Source organism: Massilia sp. Masssp94, assembly GCF_059491305.1.
Map to the genome: position 1 here is coordinate 4,954,767 of NZ_CP168501.1, position 15,106 is coordinate 4,969,872.

Here is a 15,106-nt window from a genome sequence, read left to right on the forward strand (position 1 = left end):
TGAGACGTTCGCGCGGCCGCGCGCATGACCTTGGAAGTTGATATGAAAACGATTTCGTCGACGATAACACCGATCAGCGACCGCCCGGCAGCCGGGACCGCGTCCACCGCCAAGCCCGAGACCAGCCGCGCGCCGAAGCGCACGTTCGGGTTTTCCTTGCCGGTGCTGGGCCGGCGCCCGAAGACGCAGCCGCCCGCGGCGAACGTACAGGCGCCGCTGCAGCGGCTGGAACAGTTCAGCGCCCGGCACGCGCAGACGCAGGCGCCTGTGCCGGAGCGGGGCACGCTGGCGGACCTGCTGCAAGCGGACAAGTCGCCGACGCTGGCGGAACTGATGCGGGCGGATGACGACGCCCACGCCGCGTCCGCGTCCACGCCCGTGCCCGCGGCGCCGGCCGCGCGCCCGAAGACATTCGGCAAACTGGCGTCGGGGCCGAAGATCGACTGCATGGCGGACACGCTGACGTCGATCGACCGCCTGGACGAGCAGCAAGTGTCGCAGATCACGGAAGCGCTCGGCATGGGCCCCGCGGCCGCGCCCGGCCGCGAGCGGGACGCCCAGCTGAAAGCCGCGGGCCGCCTGCTGCGCGCGCCGCTGGATCTCCATCCGCCCGCGCCGGACAGCGCGGCGATCGGCCGGACGCAATTCGGCCGGGGCATGCCGCCCGACGTGCTCGCCTCGCTGTCCCGGGCGGCCAGGGCGGCCAATTGCTTCGTCACCGAGCGCCAGGTCGCCGGTCCCGACGGGAAGACGGTGAACATGCTGCAGGTGCATTTCGCGAACCGGGGCGACCAGGAAGGCGAGCCGCTCGCGTCCCAGCCGGACTCGGTCAACTACCATGCCGTGCAACGGCTGGCGGCGCGCTTTGCCGAAGCGCTGTCCCCGATCGTCCGGACCGACGACAGGGAGTACCGGATCGAGCACGTGGCGTGCTTCCGCACGCAGGGCGGCAGCGCCGACGTGTTCGCGGATCAACTCGCCCGGCAGATGCCGATGACGTACCAGCCCGCACGTATCGAACTGACTTCGGATCACTACCTGGACGCTTCCATACGCACGTCGCGCCTGTTCAGCCTGCTGCCTGCGGGCGAGCGGGAACAGCTGGTGCGTGCGGCCCACGTCGCGCACATGGTGTGGGACGAGCAGGTCGGCATGGACGAGCACGGCAACCAGCGGCTCGAGGTGCGCGTGATGTTCGGCGGCACACAGAACATGCGCGACGTCAAGCAGGCCTTCAGCAGCATCGGCCAGTCGGTGGGCAAGGTGTTCAAGGCGAACCACGAGGCGGCCGTGCTGGTGGCGAAGGCGGTCGACGACGCCTATGCCAAGGGGCGGAACGTGAAGTTCGAGTACATCGCGGGCGGATCGATGGGCGGCGCGAGCGCGCAGCTGTTCGCCGCCGCGGTCGAGAGCCGCGTGAAACTGTACGACCCGGCGCCGCTGATCCTGTTCGACCCGCAACTGCCGAACGAGGCCCAGGCCAGGCATGCCATCAAGGACGGCAAGCTCGGCTACGACTATGCCAAACCGCGCGGCATCGCCATCACGCTCGACTATGCGGAGCGTTCGCGCAAGAGCCTGATGGGACGCATGAAAGGGCTGGGCTTCAAGTCGCCCGGCCTGGTGCGCCTGAAGCTGGGCCTGAGCGCGTACGACCGCACCAAGTACCTGCCCGACGGCGGGACGGAACTGCGCCCGCCGCGCACGTCCGGGCCGCCGGGCATGGGCTACCATGCGGATCCGGGCCTGTACAAGAGGGCGCTCAACCGGTTCACCGGGATGGTGGGGTTGCGGCGCTGAACCTGCGCTCAGCCGACGTCGGCCTGCTTGCCCAGCACGAGGAGCAGCAGCGCCATCCGGACCAGGATACTGTTCGCCGCCTGGCGGAAATAAGCGGCGTTCGGCAGGCTGTCGACGTCCGTGTGCAGTTCGTCGATCCGGGGCAGGGGATGCAGGATTACCGTGTCCTTGCGGCAGCGCGATTCCACTTTGGCGCGGGTCAGCACGTAGCTGCCGCGCACGGTCGCCCTCACTTTCGCGTCGGCGATCCGTTCGTCCTGGATGCGCGTCAGGTAGACCACGTCGGCCTCCTCCAGCGCGGCGTCCAGGTTGCTCGTCCGGATCGCCTGGCATCCCATGTCGCGCACGCCGCGGAGGATCGCGCCGGGAATCTGGAGTTCGGGCGGCGCGACGAACAGGAACCGCACGCCCGCATGGAGACACAGCAGGTTGACGAGGGAAGGCACGCAGCGCCCGAACTTCAGGTCGCCCACCACGGCGATCGTCATGCCGTCGACGCCGCGCCCGGGCCGTTCCTCGAGGATCGTGAACAAATCCTGCAGCGCCTGCGTGGGATGCTCGCCATTGCCGTCGCCGGCATTGATGACCGGCACGCTCGACACGGCGGCCGCTTCGGCGGCGGCGCCGCGCTGGTGATGCCGCATCACGATCACGTCGCAATAGGATTGGATCATGGTGATCGTGTCGGCCAGCGACTCGCCCTTGGCCAGCGACGAGTTGACGGTCCCGGTCGTGCTGTTGACCTGGCCGCCGAGGCGCATGAACGCGCTGGCGAAACTCATCCGCGTGCGCGTGCTGGGCTCGAAGAACAGGTTGCCGAGGATGTAGCCGTCGAGGACGTTGCTCCTGGCCTGGCGCGCGGCGATGGGCTTCATCCGGCGCGCCAGGTCGAACAGGGTGTCCAGCCCCGCAAGGTCGAACTGGTTCACTGAAACGATACTGCGGTTCTCGAATTCCAAGGCATACTCCGTTGTCCGCCGGGCCGGTCAACCGCGCATTCTGGAGGAAAACATCGGCGGCATGTGCGGACCGACAGCGGATTGACGGCCAAGTGACAGGAAAATGCAAGACTTCCCGTCCGCCGGACGGCTGGTCAGCCAAGGACAGCCGCGCTATACTCAAGCAAGTCCTACATTACCCAGGTGCATCATGTCCGACGACTTTTCGATATCCCGTGAATTACTGGAGGAGCTGATCTCCCTCGTCAATTCCGGCCAGAGCTTCTCGGATATTCACATCGAGCAGGACATGCCCGTGATGATCAAGTCGCCGCGCGGATGGCGCCAGGTCGGCACGGAACCGGTCACGCTCGAGGACATGCTGCCCGTACTGAACGCCATCGACGAGGATTGGGAAGACAAGATCGTCGAGAGCGCGATCGACCGGCCGTTCATCCTCACCGACTACCGGCTGCGTTGCAACGTGTTCCGCTCGTCGTCCGGTTCGAAGACGACCATTTCGATCCGCCGCCTGCCGCTGCGCCCCATCGCGCTGGACCAGACCGGCCTGCCGCACTATGTCAAGACGGTGCTCGAGGCGACCCGCGGGATCATCCTGATCACGGGGCCGACCGGCTCGGGCAAGACGACGACGATCGCCTCGATGCTCGACCAGATCAATGCGACGCGCAGCGCCCACATCATCACGATCGAGGAGCCGATCGAATACCAGCTGCGGCGCAAGCAGTCGATCATCTCGCAAAAGGAAGTCCCGGCCGACACGGCCACGTTCTCGTCCGGCCTGCGCGAAGCGCTGCGCCAGAAGCCGGACGTGCTGATGGTGGGCGAGATCCGCGATTTCGACACGGCCGACACCGTGCTGCACGCCGGCGAATCCGGCCACCTCGTGCTCGCGACGATGCACACCAACAGCGCGGTCAGCGCGATCTCCAAGCTGCTGGGTTTCTTCCCTGCCGAACAGCGCGAGCAGCGCGCGGCCGGGCTGTCGAATTCCCTGGTCGCGGTGATTTTCCAGACCCTGCTGCCGAACGAGCAGGGCGACGACGTCGTGCTCGCCTACGAAATGGTGTTCAACAATAACCAGCAGGTGGCACAGTACATCGCCGACCCCGGCAAGCTGCACCTGATCGCCGACTTCATGCGCCGCAAGGAGGACAGCATGTCGCGCAGCCTGAACGACGTCCTGGTCCAGCTGATCGCGAAAAAGGCGATCAACGTGAAGGATGCCATGCGCGCCACCTACAACCGTCTCGAGCTGCACGAGATGGCCAACGCCAAGCGCTGACGCGCGCGCCCGGCTTCGCTCCCGGCGGCGCGGCTTCGCCCGCCCCGCCCGCCGGCCCCTCATGTGCCGTCATCCTGTCGAGGGGCACTCCCTCAACCAACCGTACAGGTACCGACATGAGCACATGCGTGCATTCCCATTATTCCCCACAGGCGTTTCCCGATTTCCCCAAGGCCCCGGCGGGGCCGTCGCCGCAGCAGCAGACGGACGAGTGGATCAAGCGGCTCGAACACTTGTCCGTCAAGCTGAAGCAGAAGGTCAGGGACGACGACCACGAGCATGGGCACAAGCGCAAGGCCAGTCTGCCGGCCGCGCCCTATCATGATGCCGACGGCGAACCGGAAACCAGGCGCAAGAAGTCATCCAAATCGGCGTCCAAATCGGCGTCCAAACCAACATCCAAACCGCCGGCGGACACCAGCGTGCCTGCCGGCGCCAGACCGGAACGCGGCCAGCCGATGCCGAAGCCGACCGGCATCGTCGACGTCGACAAGCCGATCATCGTGAAGGCCGGCGAGACCTTCGACGGCGGCGGCAAGTACTACCGGCCGACGAAGGCGATCGGCGACGGTTCCCAGAGCGAGCACCAGCAGCCGGTGTTCATCCTCGAGCCGGGGGCGACGCTGAAGAACGTCCAGTACTCGGGCGGCGACGGCATCCACCTGATCGGCGACGCCCACCTCGACCACGTCGTCAACCGCGACATCGGCGAGGATGCCATCACGATCGACGGCGAGAAGAACCGCATCCATGACGCGAAGCTGTCCGGCATGTCGGTCGACGACATCCCGAAAGGGCCGGCGAAAGTCGTCATCACGAACAGCTCGTTCTACAACGGTTCCGACAAGGTGGTGCAGGACAATGGCGACGCCGAGGTGCTGATGAAGAACGTCTACGTGAACGGCGCCGGCAAGCTGTTCCGCACGAACGGCGGCCAGCCGATCACGAGCAGGTTGACGGTGCAGGATTCGACGTTCGAGAACGTCAAGGAATCGCTGTTCCGCACCGATTCGAAGACGTCGAGCGCCAGTTTCTCGAATGTCGACGATGGGGGGATGAAGGTGGTGGCATTGACGCCGGATGCCGCGCAGGTCAGCGGGACCCGCAAGGTGTCGTACAAGCCGTATGCGGGATGAGGCGGAAGCGGGCGGCGCGCAAGCGTCGCCCGCGCGGGGCGGGACTAGAACTTGTCGGGATCGTCTTCGTTCATTTCGGCGCGGCGCCGCTTGGCGCCTTGCAGGATCTTCTGCAGCATCATGATGCCGAGCGTGCCGATGGCCTGGTCCAGCGCGTCCTGGTCGGCCTTGTCCTTGTCTTTGTCCTTGCTCTTGTCCTTCGTCTTGTCGGTCTTCTCCGGCTTCTCTGGCGGCGAAGGCGGTTTGCTGCCGGTCCTGCTCGTGGATGTCATGTCGTCCTCCTGAACATGTTGGTGGTGAGTGATGGGGAAAGGTCCTGGCTCAGGCGCGCAGCCAGACATAATCGCCGCGTGCGAGGTTCTCGAACATGTCGTCGCGCGCCTTGAAAATGTTGTCGCGCCAGTAGCGCCCGTGTTCGACGTAGTGGTCGATCAAGCCGAGTAGCCACTTGCCGTCGACCTCGTCGTTGAGTGCCACGCGGGCAATCAGGACGATGGCGCCGGTCTCGACTTCCAGGCCGAGCTGCGCCTGGTCCTGAGCGTAGACGGCGAGGTTCGCTTCGAGCAGCAGGCGGAACACCCGCAGCGTCCGGCCCGCGGTGACGACGCCGTACTGGAACGTCACGTACACCGCATCGCCGTCTTCCTCGAAGTGGTCGATCGCCACGTCGAAGCTGTCGATGTCGAGCACGCCGCGCGCGAGCACCTCGTCGGCGCCGGGCACGTCGCGCAGTGCGCAGATTTCGCGGATCAGTTCATCGCGTCGTTCGAGGCTCATCGTTCGTTTTCCGTCGCACAGGTGAAAAAAAAGCCGGCCGGGAGCGGGTTGCGGCTCCCGGCCGGCGCGCCATGCGCGGCCCGATGGCGCGCCGTGGACGTTACTGGACGATGTCCTTCGCCGCCTTCAGGCCCATCGTGCTGATTTTGGCGTGCAGGGTGGCCAGGTTGATCGCGTTTTCGGCTGCTGCGGCGGCTTCGATCGCTGCGATTTGGGCGCCGGTGTTCAGAACTACGGGTGCGTCTGCCATGATGTTTCTCCTGAAAGTAAGTGGATCACTGCTGGATATGCGTGCGGCAGTACCGCACACGCTGGTTTGCCGGCTGTGCGCTTGGCACATGGCTGGCGGAACTACTGGATCGCCAGGCGGCACAACTGTGCCGCGGCGCGGAATCCATCGGCCACCGCGCGCCCGGCCTGGGCTTCGGTGCTTGCCGTGTCGGTCGAGCGCGCGGCGCACGCATCGGCCAGGTCGTCGAGGGCCTGCGCCGCGGCGCGGACCTCGTGGTGGCGGCGGGCCTGGCTGCCTGCCTGGGGCAGGTCGTCGAGCACGTCGATCAATCCTTCGGTCATGACTTCGTACATTGCGGTCTCCTTATTGCAAGGTGGTGTTGCCGGAAGCGTCGGCCAGGAAATTCTTGGTGCCGTCGCTCGATTCGATGTAGCGCACGCTGTCGGCATTCAGGGCCGAATCGACCTTGCCCGCGACCGCCAGTTCGTCGATGCGCTCGACCTTGACCCCGACCGTGAGCGGCAGCGGCGCCATGTCGTTGCGGAAGCGCTCGACCACGTCGCGCACCGCGCCGGGCTGGCGCGCCGTGCCGGTGACCTCGAAGCGCCCGGCACCGGCGTAGCGCACCTTGACGTTCGGCTCGTGTAACGATTCGGCCAGTTCGCGGGCGATGTCGTCGGCCGGCTTGACCTGCCAGCGCAGGCGGCTGCCGGCGACGCCGCGCAGGCTGGCGTGCGCCCTGCGGGCCGCCGCGCCGTTCGCCACGATGCCGCTGACGACGAAGCCGTGAGCCTGCTCGCGCAGCTCGATGCCGGGTTCCTGCAGGCGGTCGAGCGCGCCCCGCACGTCGCGCAGGCTGGCCTGCGCGAGCGGATGAGTGGCTGCCTGCGACGCGGTGCCCACGGTCAGCGCCAGGGCGCCCGCGCCGAGGGACCCGACCAGCATCGCCACCAGTCCGGTGCGCATCCACGAGGCGCGCGGGGCCGGCGGAACGGTCACCGGTTCGTCCGCGGCGGCATCGGCGGCGGCCGGCGCGGCGAGCATCGTCTCGAGCAGCTGCACGTCCGACGGCCACAGTGCATCGTCCGGGCCGGCGCACAGCACCACGTCGCCGAAGCGGCGCGGGGTGAAATCGTCGAGCGTGGACGGGGCATCGGCCGCGCCAGCGGCGGCGATCGTGACCCGGTCTTGTGCGTCGGTTGCCAGTTGCATGGTGCCCTCGTTCCAGTCTTGAATCAGGATGTCGGCCGTTGCTTCCGCGCCGATCGACATCGTCGTTGGATTCAACTTTATCCGGGCGCCGGCGTGGAAGCCGGTCAGGATGCGAAGTTCTTTGGTCATGAGCGAATCTCCTTGTTCAATGTGATGCGGTTGCGGCGGCGCTTACCAGCCGCGGCCGCGGCGGATCAGGGCGGCGAGCGCGGATACGCCGAGTGCGCGGCCTTCGCTCGTCCGGCGGCGGCCCAGGTTCAGCAGGACGATCGGCAGCAGCAGGTTGACCGACTCCTCGGCGTCCGTCAGCGGGCGTTTCGGGCCGGCCGGCCTGGCCGCGACCACCAGGCGGTCACGCACGTCGGCCAGCGTGGTGGGGCGCGCGCGCTCGGCCTCCGGGAGCGCGAGGAATTCGCGCACGATGGCCAGGATCGGGTACGTGGGGCTGGCGGCCGGGGCCGCGCCCGGCGCGGCGGTGCGCTGGGCCGCGGCGGACAGTGCCAGCAGCGCGCGTTCGGCGCGGGCCTGCGCATCCTTGCTCGCCGCCGCGGCGCGCCATTGCATGAGCAGGCGCGTGGCGTCGCGCGCCGGGCGCGCCACCGCGCGTATCGTCCAGCGGGGAGCGCTGTGCGCCGCGTCGTCGGCGGCGGCCTGCTGCCGTGCGAAGCCGCCGGCGCCGCCGGGGTCGCGCCCCTGCGACGACGACTGCTGGTCGCGCGCGCCGCGTTCGCCGGTCTTCGCCACCTGCTGGTCGTCGCGCACCAGGTGCTGCTCGAGCATCATCAGCAGGTCTTCGCTTTCGGCGCTCAGGTCGGTGCCGTGCGGATTGTCGGCGTCGCGCTTCTTGCGTCCGGCGGCGCGACGGGCGACCGTCTGGCCGAGCCGGGGGCGGCGCGGTTGCGGCAACAGCGGCTGCAGTCCCTGCGGCGCGGGCTGGTCGGTCTGGGTGGCCGGCCGGGGCGTGTCCGGCGCGGCGGCGGGGAGGGGCGGCAGCCAGCCGCCGCCGATGCGCTGGATGCTCATACGAACATGACCTCCCACAGGCTGCGCGCGAAGCTCAGCACCGCCATGCCGCCCCATGGCGCGCTGACCATGATGGCGACGGTGACGATCACCAGTTTCACGCTTTGCGAAATGCTGGAATCCTGCAGCGACGTGATCGCCTGCAGGAAGGCGACGACGAGGCCCGTGAGTGCGGCCACGGCGACGGCCGGCAGGGACACCATCAGGCACAGCTTCAGCGCCTGGGCGGTCAGGTGGGTGAGGTTATCGTATTCCATGACGTCACTTGTAGGTGGAGATCAGGCCGTGGACCAGCATCGACCAGCCATCGAGCGAGACGAACAGCAGCAGCTTGAACGGAATCGCCACGTTCGTCGGACTGACCTGCGACAGGCCGAGCGCCATCAGCACGTTCGCGACGACGAGGTCGATCACGATGAACGACAGGTACAGCAGGAAACCGATCTTGAAGGCGGCCGTGAGTTCGCTCAGGATGAACGCCGGCGCCAGCACGATCAGGTCGTCTTCCTTGAGTTCGGCCGCGCGCCCGGGCGGCCAGATCTGGCGCGCCGAGCGCAGGAAGAAGGCCTTCTCGCGCTCCGTCGCATGGGCCTTCAGGAAGGCCCGGAAGGGCTCGCGCCCGGCGTCGAGCAGCGGCATGACCTGGGCCCCGGCCGCCGTTTCGCCCGGCAGGTGCGCGCGGTGCATGGCGTCCATGCCGACCGGCGCCATCACGAAGCACGTCACGATCAGGGCGACGCCGTTCAGGACCGAGTTGGGCGGCACGCCCTGCAGCCCGAGCGCGTTGCGCAGGAGGCCCAGCACCACCACGATCTTGGTGTAGGACGTGACCACCATCGCCACGAACGGCAGGACCGCCAGCGCGAGCGCGGCGACCAGCAGCGAACCGACGTCAGGCGCGGCGTTCATCGGCGTTCGCGATTCGGCGGATGTGCAGGCCGAGCTGGTCGCCGATGGCGACGAGCTCCCCGAAGGCCAGGGTCTGGCCGTGCGCCACGAGCCGGATGTCGGCGTCGGCCAGCGCGACCGGCAACGTGAGGATATAGCCCGGCTGCAGGGCGGCGATCTGCCCGATCGGCAGGTTCACCGTCACCACTTCGATGTGGACCGGCAGTTCGACGTCGCTGACGTCGAGCGGGGAGGAGGCGGCATCCGGCGCGGCGCGCAGGGACAGGTCGGGATCGTGGTTCATGGCGTAGGGACTGCTCTCCAGGATGACGTTGCGGGAATCGATGCGCGCGTGCGCATGGACGGCGTGACCGTTGGCGGCGCCCCACAGCAGGGTCGCCTGGCCGAGCGTCGCGTGCGGCGCGAAGCCCGGGGCCGCTGGCCACCCGAGCAGCACGTCGCCCGGACGCAGCGTGCGCAGCAGCGCGGGCGTGGCGTGGCGGGTGCGCAGGCGCAGCCGGGTCGGCAGGGCCAGCGCCGCCAGCGCCGGGGTCAGGACGCCGCGGCCGCGCGGGCCGATGCGCTCCACCAGCGCGGCGGCCCGCGCGGCGGACACGCCGGCCACGGTGGCGCCCGTAGTGACCCCGGTGGCGGCCCCGGTGGCGGCGCCGTCGTGGTCGTATTCGAGGTGCAGCACGCCGGTGCGCGAGGCGGACGGCGCGGCGAGGCGCACGTCCCGTACCGCCGGCCGCGTGGCGCCATGGCGCGCCAGCGCCGCCAGCGGGCCGGCCAGGTACAGGCTGGCCACGGCGGCGCGGCACGCCGCCTCCGGTTCGAGGGCGATCGCCTCGAAGGCGGCGCCGGCGTCGACGTGGACGTGCAGCTCGCCCTGGTCGCAAGCGACGGTCAACTGCGCGGTCTTGCCGGCACGCGGCGGTCGCTCGGGCACGGCCCGCACGGTGCCATGCAGCGCGCCGCGGGCGTCGTACAGGGCGCGTGCCAGGCTGGCCAGCGCCGGCGTGTAGCGGCGCAGGCTGTCCGCCAGCGGGGTCGTTGCCGTTGTGGTTTGCATGGGCTTCCTCAGATCACTTCCAGGTGGACGGTGACATGGACCGCGATATGCGCGCCGAGGCGCGCTTCCAGACGGCTGCGCAATGCGGCGCCGTTGTCACAGATTAGCTGGCGGGCCCCGGTGTCGCGGGTGTCGAAGCGAAGCGATAGCGTGCCGTCCGAAAGCACCAGGTGCAGGCGGGTGCCAGGCAGGATGGCCGGATCGAGTTCGACCACGACCTCCCAGCGCCCGCCGGCGTGTTCGAGCGCGGGGCCGGTGCAAAAACGGGCGATGCGTTCGGCCAGCCGATCGGCCACCAGGTCGGCCTGCGCGGCGCGGGCGCAGTGGGCGACGAGCCGGGCGCCGAGGGCCCGGATCGAGTCGTCCGGGCCGGCGCCGGGCAGCCGCGGGCGCGGCGGCGGAGGCAGGGCGCCGCCATGGTTCGGCGCATTGCCGTCGCCGCCGTCCCGTTCCTGGCCGGCCTCGCCGTCGTCGTCGTGCGCGCCGTCGTCGTCGGCGGGCCGGTCACGCTCCAGCGCCTGGCGCGCCTGGTCGAGCAGCTGGCCGAAGCGCGCTTCGGCCGCCGCTGGTTGCGCCACCACGATGCGCAGTTCGCGCGGCGAGCGGATGCGGGTCATCGGGGCCTCCCGTTACAGGCCGAGCTGGCCGACCGGGCGCAGGTCGATGTCGCCCAGTTCCTGGAACGAATACACCTGCAGCCACGCCAGTCGCTGCGCGATCATGCGCCGGAAATAGCGCCGGATGTCCATCGACGTGACGACCGCGAGATTCGGCGGCGGATTGGCGCCGACCAGGCGTTCCAGCGAAGCCAGCAACTGGTCGATCTGCTGCGGTTCCAGGGTCAGGTAATTGCCCGCCGGGGTCTGCTTGATCGCCTGGCGGATGGTCTGTTCGACTTCGACGTCGAGCACGATCGCCGGCAGCTGGCCGCCGCCGGCGGCGCGGTGGGCGATGAAGCGGCCCAGGTCGCCGCGCACGTATTCGGTGAGCAGCAACAGGTCTTTTTCCTTGGCGCCCCAGTTCACGAGGCTCTCGAGGATGGCGCGCTGGTTGCGGATCGGCACGTGTTCCTCGAGCAGGCGCTTGAGGACCTCGGCGATGCGCAGCACCGGCATGACTTTCTGCACTTCGGCCACGAGGCCCGGATACTCGGTGCCGACCCGGTCGAGGATCCACTGGGTTTCCTGGACGCCGATGAACAGGTGCGCATGCTCCCGCACCGCCACGCCCACGGCGTCGGCCAGCGCGCGCTCGGCGCGCTCCGGCCTGGCTGGCAACTCGAGCGCGGGCTGCGGCACGTCGTGCAGCATGATCTCGACCGCCATGCCGGCGAGGGAATCGGTCGTCCACACGGCGGCGCGCGGGAACGGCAGCCCCAGCTCGTCGACGAGGACGGCGCGGACGGCCGCGAATGCACGGTTCAGCTCGGCGGCATCGAGGCGGTCGGCGAGCGCCGGCGACAGGCGCACGGACAGCGGCGCGGAAAACGCCGGCGCCTGCGCGGCGATGGTCGGGGCCTGGCCCTTGGCGCCGTCGGCGCGCAGCGCGGTCAGTTCCGGGCCGGCGGCCGGCTGTTGGTCGAGCACCTGCTTGCCCATGATGCGCGCGCCGGCGAACAGCGCTGCCGCGAGCAGCAGGAACATCGGCCACGGAAAGCCCGGCACCAGGGCGAAGCCGACCAGCATGGCCGCCGCGCTGTAGAGCGCACGGGAATTCGTGCTCAGCTGCTTGACGATCTCGGTGCCGAGCGAGCGCGGCTTGCTGTGCTCGTCGGACACCCGGGTGATGAGCACGCCGGCCGCGACGGAAATCAAGAGCGAAGGAATCTGCGAGACCATCGCGTCGCCCACCGACAGCACGGCGAAGCGGTCGGCCGCCTCCGCCGCCGACATGCTGTGGTAGGTCACGCCGATGACGATGCCGGCCAGGATGTTGACCATGGTGATCACCAGCCCGGCGATGGCGTCGCCCTTGACGAACTTCATGGCGCCGTCCATGCCGCCGTGCAGCTGGCTCTCGATCGACAGCATGGTGCGGCGGCGCTGCGCCTCCTCGGCGGTCAGGTTGCCGGCGCGCACGTCGGCGTCGATACTCATCTGCTTGCCGGGCATCGCGTCCAGCGTGAAGCGGGCGCCGACCTCGGCCACGCGCTCCGACCCCTTGGCGATGACGATGAACTGGACGATGGCGATGATCAGGAACACCACCAGGCCGACGACCAGGTTGCCGCCGACGACCAACTCGCCGAAGCTTTCGATGATGTGGCCGGCCTCGGCATGCAGCAGGATCGACTTGGTCGAGGCGATGTTCAGCGACAGCCTGAACAGCGTGGTGAACAGCAGCAGCGACGGGAACGAGTACAGCGAGGTCGCGTTGGGGATGTACAGCGTGACCATCAGCAGCAGCACGCTGATCGTGATATTGAGCGCCAGCAGGCCGTCGATCACGACGGTCGGCAGCGGCAGGATCATCAGGGCGATCACCGCGACGATGAGTACGGCGATCGAGACTTCCCCTCCCAGGTCGTTCAGGCGGAATGATTTCATGGGCTACCTCTCTGTCACGGTGTTGGGGCTCGGGGCCCGCATGTCCTCGACCCACGCCAGCACGGCGGCGACCGAATCGAACAGCGGTTCCGGAATGGCGTCGTTGACGGCCACGAGGAACAGCGCGCGCGCCAGCGGCGGGTTGCCGACGATCGGCACGCCGAAGCGCATGGCCTGTTCGCGGATCACCCTGGCGTCGCCGTCGACGCCCTTGGCGATCACGCGCGGCAGGCCCGTCTCGCCGGGGTCGTAGCGCAGCGCCACCGCGTAGTGGGTCGGGTTGACCACCACCACGTTGGCGTTGGCCACCGACTCGTTCGGCGGGGCGGAGGCGTTTTCACGCCCGATCTTGCGGCGCTCGTTCTTGATGTGCGGGTCGCCTTCGGAATCCTTGTTCTCGCGCTTGACCTCGTCCTTGCTCATCTTGTGGTCGCGGATGAACAGCCAGTGCTGGATGCCGTAGTCGGCCACGCCGATGATCGCGTACAGCACGCCGGCCACGCCGAACACCTTGCACAGCACGCCCCAGGCGACGTCGGCCAGGCCGCCGACCGGCTGGTAGACCACCCCGAGCACCAGCGGCACCAGCAGCATGCCGGTGCGGACCAGCACGGCGCCGATCAGCAGGGCCTTGAGCACCGCCTTGAGCAGGTCGATCAGCGAGCGCACCGAAAAGATGCGCTTCAGGCCCGAGGCCGGGTTGATCGCGTCGAACTTGAGTTCCAGCGGCTTGAACGAGGTCTGCAGGCCGACCTGTGCCACCAGCGCGCCGACCGCGGCGAGCGCCGCGACGGCCACGACCGGCAGCACGAGGGCCAGACCGTGGGTGGCCGCGGCGACGAGCGCGTCGGCCACCCGCAGGTCGTTTTGCGCGCGCTTGACGTCGAGTCCGTCGAGCAGCAGCAGGCGCAATTGCTCGGCCATGCGTCCGCCCGCGAGCGAGAAGCCCAGCCAGGCGCACAGCAGGATCGCGGCGAACGGCAGGTCGGTACTCTTGCTCGTCTCGCCGTCGCGGCGCGCGTCGCGCAGCTTCTTGTCGCTGGGTTGTTCGGTTTTTTCGTCGGACATGCGCTTCCCCCTTCCGATCGGCATTGTCGGCGCCGCGGCGCGGCTGGCCGGCGGCCCGCGCGAAGCGGCGGCCCCGAACGCGAAGTCCGGGGTGGGCGAACGGGGCCCTTCGTTTGGCGCGCGGGGATTTCGGCTCCGGGCCGCGCGAAGGGACGGGCGGCCGGTAAGGTGTGCGTCATGCCGCCTGGTCCAGCGCGGCCCACCCAACAGGAGCGAACCATGTCCGTGTCCCAATGCAGTAACCGCCTGATTGCGGCGTTGATCGAAGTCTTGATGTTCGGCGCCAAGCATGGCCATCTCGAGCAATCCGAACGGGTTCTCACCGCCTTGCACGTCCTGCGCCCGAATTTCGTCGAGCTGCACGCCTATGACGCCTGGATGCTGATCCGCCGCCACGACTTCGCCGGCGCGCTGCGCTACCTGCGCGACCTCGAACAGCGCCCCCTGCGCGGCGCGTTCGGCCCCTACGTCAACGCGCTGCTGGCCGTGGCGCTGTACGGGCTGCAGGATCCGTCGTGGCGCTCGTACGCCAACGACGTCATCAACCGCAACGAAGACCAGGACTCCGTCGACATCGTGAATGCGCTGCTGGGCAAGGCCAGCACGCGCCGCGCCGCCGCCGGCCCGGAGGCGCAGGTCGACCTGGCCGAATTGCAGAAAATGATGCAGCAGCGCCACCTGCGCGCCTGAGGAGCCCGTCATGACGATCCCCATCCAGCCCCTGCCGCCGATCTCCACCCTGGCGCCGCCGTCCGCGCCGCAGGCGCTTGCCCCGGCCGGCCCGCGCGCGCAGCCCGCCAGCGAGCTGGTCGACCTGTTCCGCAGCAAGCTGGACGCCGCGCGCCTGGCGCCGCCGGAGGCGTCGCGCGCGCACGGGCCGTCGGCGATGACCGAGGCCGTCACGCGCCAGGACCATGCCTTCGCCGAATTCGGCGGGCGGATCGACCGGTTTGCCGCCGAGGCGCCCTACATGTCGCAGCAGGAACTCGTTGGCGCCACCACGAAGATCCAGTTCGAGGCGGCGCAGATGGCGTGCAAGATGTACGGCGGCCAGATGGTGGCCCAGGGCGTCAAGACGTCGGTGCAGACTTTGATGAAGAACCAGTGA

General features: G+C 68.9%; 18 protein-coding genes. 5 read left to right on the forward strand and 13 right to left on the reverse strand.

Going from position 1 to position 15,106, the window contains the following annotated elements:
- Nucleotides 1–42 precede the first annotated feature (42 nt).
- A complete protein-coding gene (locus tag ACEN9G_RS21955; protein ID WP_483126955.1) occupies nucleotides 43–1,800 on the forward strand; it encodes a type III effector protein in 1,758 nt (585 codons plus the stop codon).
- Between the two features lie 8 nt (nucleotides 1,801–1,808).
- Here the strand turns inward: ACEN9G_RS21955 and pyrB are convergent, their stop codons facing one another.
- Nucleotides 1,809–2,759 carry an aspartate carbamoyltransferase gene (pyrB, locus tag ACEN9G_RS21960; protein WP_413344627.1) on the reverse strand — a complete coding sequence of 317 codons (951 nt, stop codon included), beginning with the start codon at nucleotides 2,757–2,759 and terminating at the stop codon, nucleotides 1,809–1,811.
- 190 nt (nucleotides 2,760–2,949) lie between these two features.
- Here pyrB and ACEN9G_RS21965 point away from each other — a divergent pair, with 190 nt between their 5' ends.
- Nucleotides 2,950–4,044, forward strand: coding sequence for a type IV pilus twitching motility protein PilT (locus ACEN9G_RS21965; RefSeq protein ID WP_413344629.1), 1,095 nt, complete (start codon nucleotides 2,950–2,952; stop codon nucleotides 4,042–4,044).
- Between the two features lie 128 nt (nucleotides 4,045–4,172).
- Nucleotides 4,173–5,180, forward strand: coding sequence for a pectate lyase (locus ACEN9G_RS21970; RefSeq protein WP_483126956.1), 1,008 nt, complete (start codon nucleotides 4,173–4,175; stop codon nucleotides 5,178–5,180).
- 44 nt (nucleotides 5,181–5,224) lie between these two features.
- On the opposite strand, the gene ACEN9G_RS21975 is transcribed toward ACEN9G_RS21970, so the two are convergent.
- The 12 genes from ACEN9G_RS21975 to sctU form a co-directional block, all read right to left on the reverse strand.
- Nucleotides 5,225–5,452, reverse strand: a complete 228-nt coding sequence (locus ACEN9G_RS21975) for a hypothetical protein (protein ID WP_413345071.1) — start codon at nucleotides 5,450–5,452, stop codon at nucleotides 5,225–5,227.
- A gap of 49 nt (nucleotides 5,453–5,501) precedes the next feature.
- Entirely contained in the window at nucleotides 5,502–5,957 is a 456-nt protein-coding gene (locus ACEN9G_RS21980) for a CesT family type III secretion system chaperone (protein WP_413345069.1), read from the reverse strand.
- A gap of 100 nt (nucleotides 5,958–6,057) precedes the next feature.
- The gene (locus ACEN9G_RS21985) at nucleotides 6,058–6,207 is read right to left on the reverse strand and encodes a hypothetical protein (RefSeq protein ID WP_413345067.1); all 150 of its coding nucleotides are present in this window, start codon (nucleotides 6,205–6,207) and stop codon (nucleotides 6,058–6,060) included.
- Nucleotides 6,208–6,308: 101 nt separating this feature from the next.
- Nucleotides 6,309–6,542: a hypothetical protein gene (locus ACEN9G_RS21990; protein ID WP_413345065.1), complete on the reverse strand. Its 234-nt coding sequence runs from the start codon at nucleotides 6,540–6,542 to the stop codon at nucleotides 6,309–6,311.
- A 10-nt stretch (nucleotides 6,543–6,552) separates the two neighbouring features.
- A complete protein-coding gene (hrpD5, locus tag ACEN9G_RS21995) occupies nucleotides 6,553–7,530 on the reverse strand; it encodes an HrpD5 family protein (protein WP_483126957.1) in 978 nt (325 codons plus the stop codon).
- Nucleotides 7,531–7,572: 42 nt separating this feature from the next.
- Nucleotides 7,573–8,424 (reverse strand): hypothetical protein, encoded by an 852-nt coding sequence (locus tag ACEN9G_RS22000; RefSeq protein ID WP_483126958.1) that lies wholly within the window; start codon nucleotides 8,422–8,424, stop codon nucleotides 7,573–7,575.
- Nucleotides 8,421–8,681: a type III secretion system export apparatus subunit SctS gene (gene sctS, locus ACEN9G_RS22005; protein ID WP_413346110.1), complete on the reverse strand. Its 261-nt coding sequence runs from the start codon at nucleotides 8,679–8,681 to the stop codon at nucleotides 8,421–8,423. Before sctS ends, ACEN9G_RS22000 begins: the two co-directional genes overlap by 4 nt.
- Nucleotides 8,682–8,685: 4 nt before the next feature.
- The gene (sctR, locus tag ACEN9G_RS22010; RefSeq protein WP_413346112.1) at nucleotides 8,686–9,333 is read right to left on the reverse strand and encodes a type III secretion system export apparatus subunit SctR; all 648 of its coding nucleotides are present in this window, start codon (nucleotides 9,331–9,333) and stop codon (nucleotides 8,686–8,688) included.
- Nucleotides 9,317–10,384 (reverse strand): type III secretion system cytoplasmic ring protein SctQ, encoded by a 1,068-nt coding sequence (gene sctQ, locus ACEN9G_RS22015; protein WP_495605451.1) that lies wholly within the window; start codon nucleotides 10,382–10,384, stop codon nucleotides 9,317–9,319. Before sctQ ends, sctR begins: the two co-directional genes overlap by 17 nt.
- An 8-nt stretch (nucleotides 10,385–10,392) precedes the next feature.
- The gene (gene sctP, locus ACEN9G_RS22020) at nucleotides 10,393–11,001 is read right to left on the reverse strand and encodes a type III secretion system protein SctP (RefSeq protein ID WP_483126960.1); all 609 of its coding nucleotides are present in this window, start codon (nucleotides 10,999–11,001) and stop codon (nucleotides 10,393–10,395) included.
- 12 nt (nucleotides 11,002–11,013) lie between these two features.
- Nucleotides 11,014–12,930, reverse strand: coding sequence for an FHIPEP family type III secretion protein (locus ACEN9G_RS22025; RefSeq protein ID WP_483126961.1), 1,917 nt, complete (start codon nucleotides 12,928–12,930; stop codon nucleotides 11,014–11,016).
- Nucleotides 12,931–12,933: 3 nt separating this feature from the next.
- Nucleotides 12,934–13,998 (reverse strand): type III secretion system export apparatus subunit SctU, encoded by a 1,065-nt coding sequence (gene sctU / locus ACEN9G_RS22030; RefSeq protein ID WP_440967348.1) that lies wholly within the window; start codon nucleotides 13,996–13,998, stop codon nucleotides 12,934–12,936.
- 219 nt (nucleotides 13,999–14,217) lie between these two features.
- Between sctU and ACEN9G_RS22035 the strand changes: the two genes are divergently transcribed.
- Both ACEN9G_RS22035 and ACEN9G_RS22040 read left to right on the forward strand, forming a co-directional pair.
- Nucleotides 14,218–14,688, forward strand: a complete 471-nt coding sequence (locus ACEN9G_RS22035; protein WP_413346725.1) for an HrpB1 family type III secretion system apparatus protein — start codon at nucleotides 14,218–14,220, stop codon at nucleotides 14,686–14,688.
- 10 nt (nucleotides 14,689–14,698) lie between these two features.
- Nucleotides 14,699–15,106 carry a hypothetical protein gene (locus tag ACEN9G_RS22040; protein WP_483126962.1) on the forward strand — a complete coding sequence of 136 codons (408 nt, stop codon included), beginning with the start codon at nucleotides 14,699–14,701 and terminating at the stop codon, nucleotides 15,104–15,106.

Bases quoted from the DNA above. Each gene is read 5' to 3' on its own strand.
- ACEN9G_RS21955 (WP_483126955.1), top strand. From the start codon at position 43: ATGAAAACGATTTCGTCGACGATAACACCGATCAGCGACCGCCCGGCA.
- ACEN9G_RS21965 (WP_413344629.1), top strand. From the start codon at position 2,950: ATGTCCGACGACTTTTCGATATCCCGTGAATTACTGGAGGAGCTGATC.
- ACEN9G_RS21975 (WP_413345071.1), bottom strand. From the start codon at position 5,452: ATGACATCCACGAGCAGGACCGGCAGCAAACCGCCTTCGCCGCCAGAG.
- ACEN9G_RS21980 (WP_413345069.1), bottom strand. From the start codon at position 5,957: ATGAGCCTCGAACGACGCGATGAACTGATCCGCGAAATCTGCGCACTG.
- ACEN9G_RS21985 (WP_413345067.1), bottom strand. From the start codon at position 6,207: ATGGCAGACGCACCCGTAGTTCTGAACACCGGCGCCCAAATCGCAGCG.
- ACEN9G_RS21990 (WP_413345065.1), bottom strand. From the start codon at position 6,542: ATGTACGAAGTCATGACCGAAGGATTGATCGACGTGCTCGACGACCTG.
- hrpD5 (WP_483126957.1), bottom strand. From the start codon at position 7,530: ATGACCAAAGAACTTCGCATCCTGACCGGCTTCCACGCCGGCGCCCGG.
- ACEN9G_RS22000 (WP_483126958.1), bottom strand. From the start codon at position 8,424: ATGAGCATCCAGCGCATCGGCGGCGGCTGGCTGCCGCCCCTCCCCGCC.
- sctS (WP_413346110.1), bottom strand. From the start codon at position 8,681: ATGGAATACGATAACCTCACCCACCTGACCGCCCAGGCGCTGAAGCTG.
- sctR (WP_413346112.1), bottom strand. From the start codon at position 9,333: ATGAACGCCGCGCCTGACGTCGGTTCGCTGCTGGTCGCCGCGCTCGCG.
- sctQ (WP_495605451.1), bottom strand. From the start codon at position 10,384: ATGCAAACCACAACGGCAACGACCCCGCTGGCGGACAGCCTGCGCCGC.
- sctP (WP_483126960.1), bottom strand. From the start codon at position 11,001: ATGACCCGCATCCGCTCGCCGCGCGAACTGCGCATCGTGGTGGCGCAA.
- ACEN9G_RS22025 (WP_483126961.1), bottom strand. From the start codon at position 12,930: ATGAAATCATTCCGCCTGAACGACCTGGGAGGGGAAGTCTCGATCGCC.
- sctU (WP_440967348.1), bottom strand. From the start codon at position 13,998: ATGTCCGACGAAAAAACCGAACAACCCAGCGACAAGAAGCTGCGCGAC.
- ACEN9G_RS22035 (WP_413346725.1), top strand. From the start codon at position 14,218: ATGTCCGTGTCCCAATGCAGTAACCGCCTGATTGCGGCGTTGATCGAA.
- ACEN9G_RS22040 (WP_483126962.1), top strand. From the start codon at position 14,699: ATGACGATCCCCATCCAGCCCCTGCCGCCGATCTCCACCCTGGCGCCG.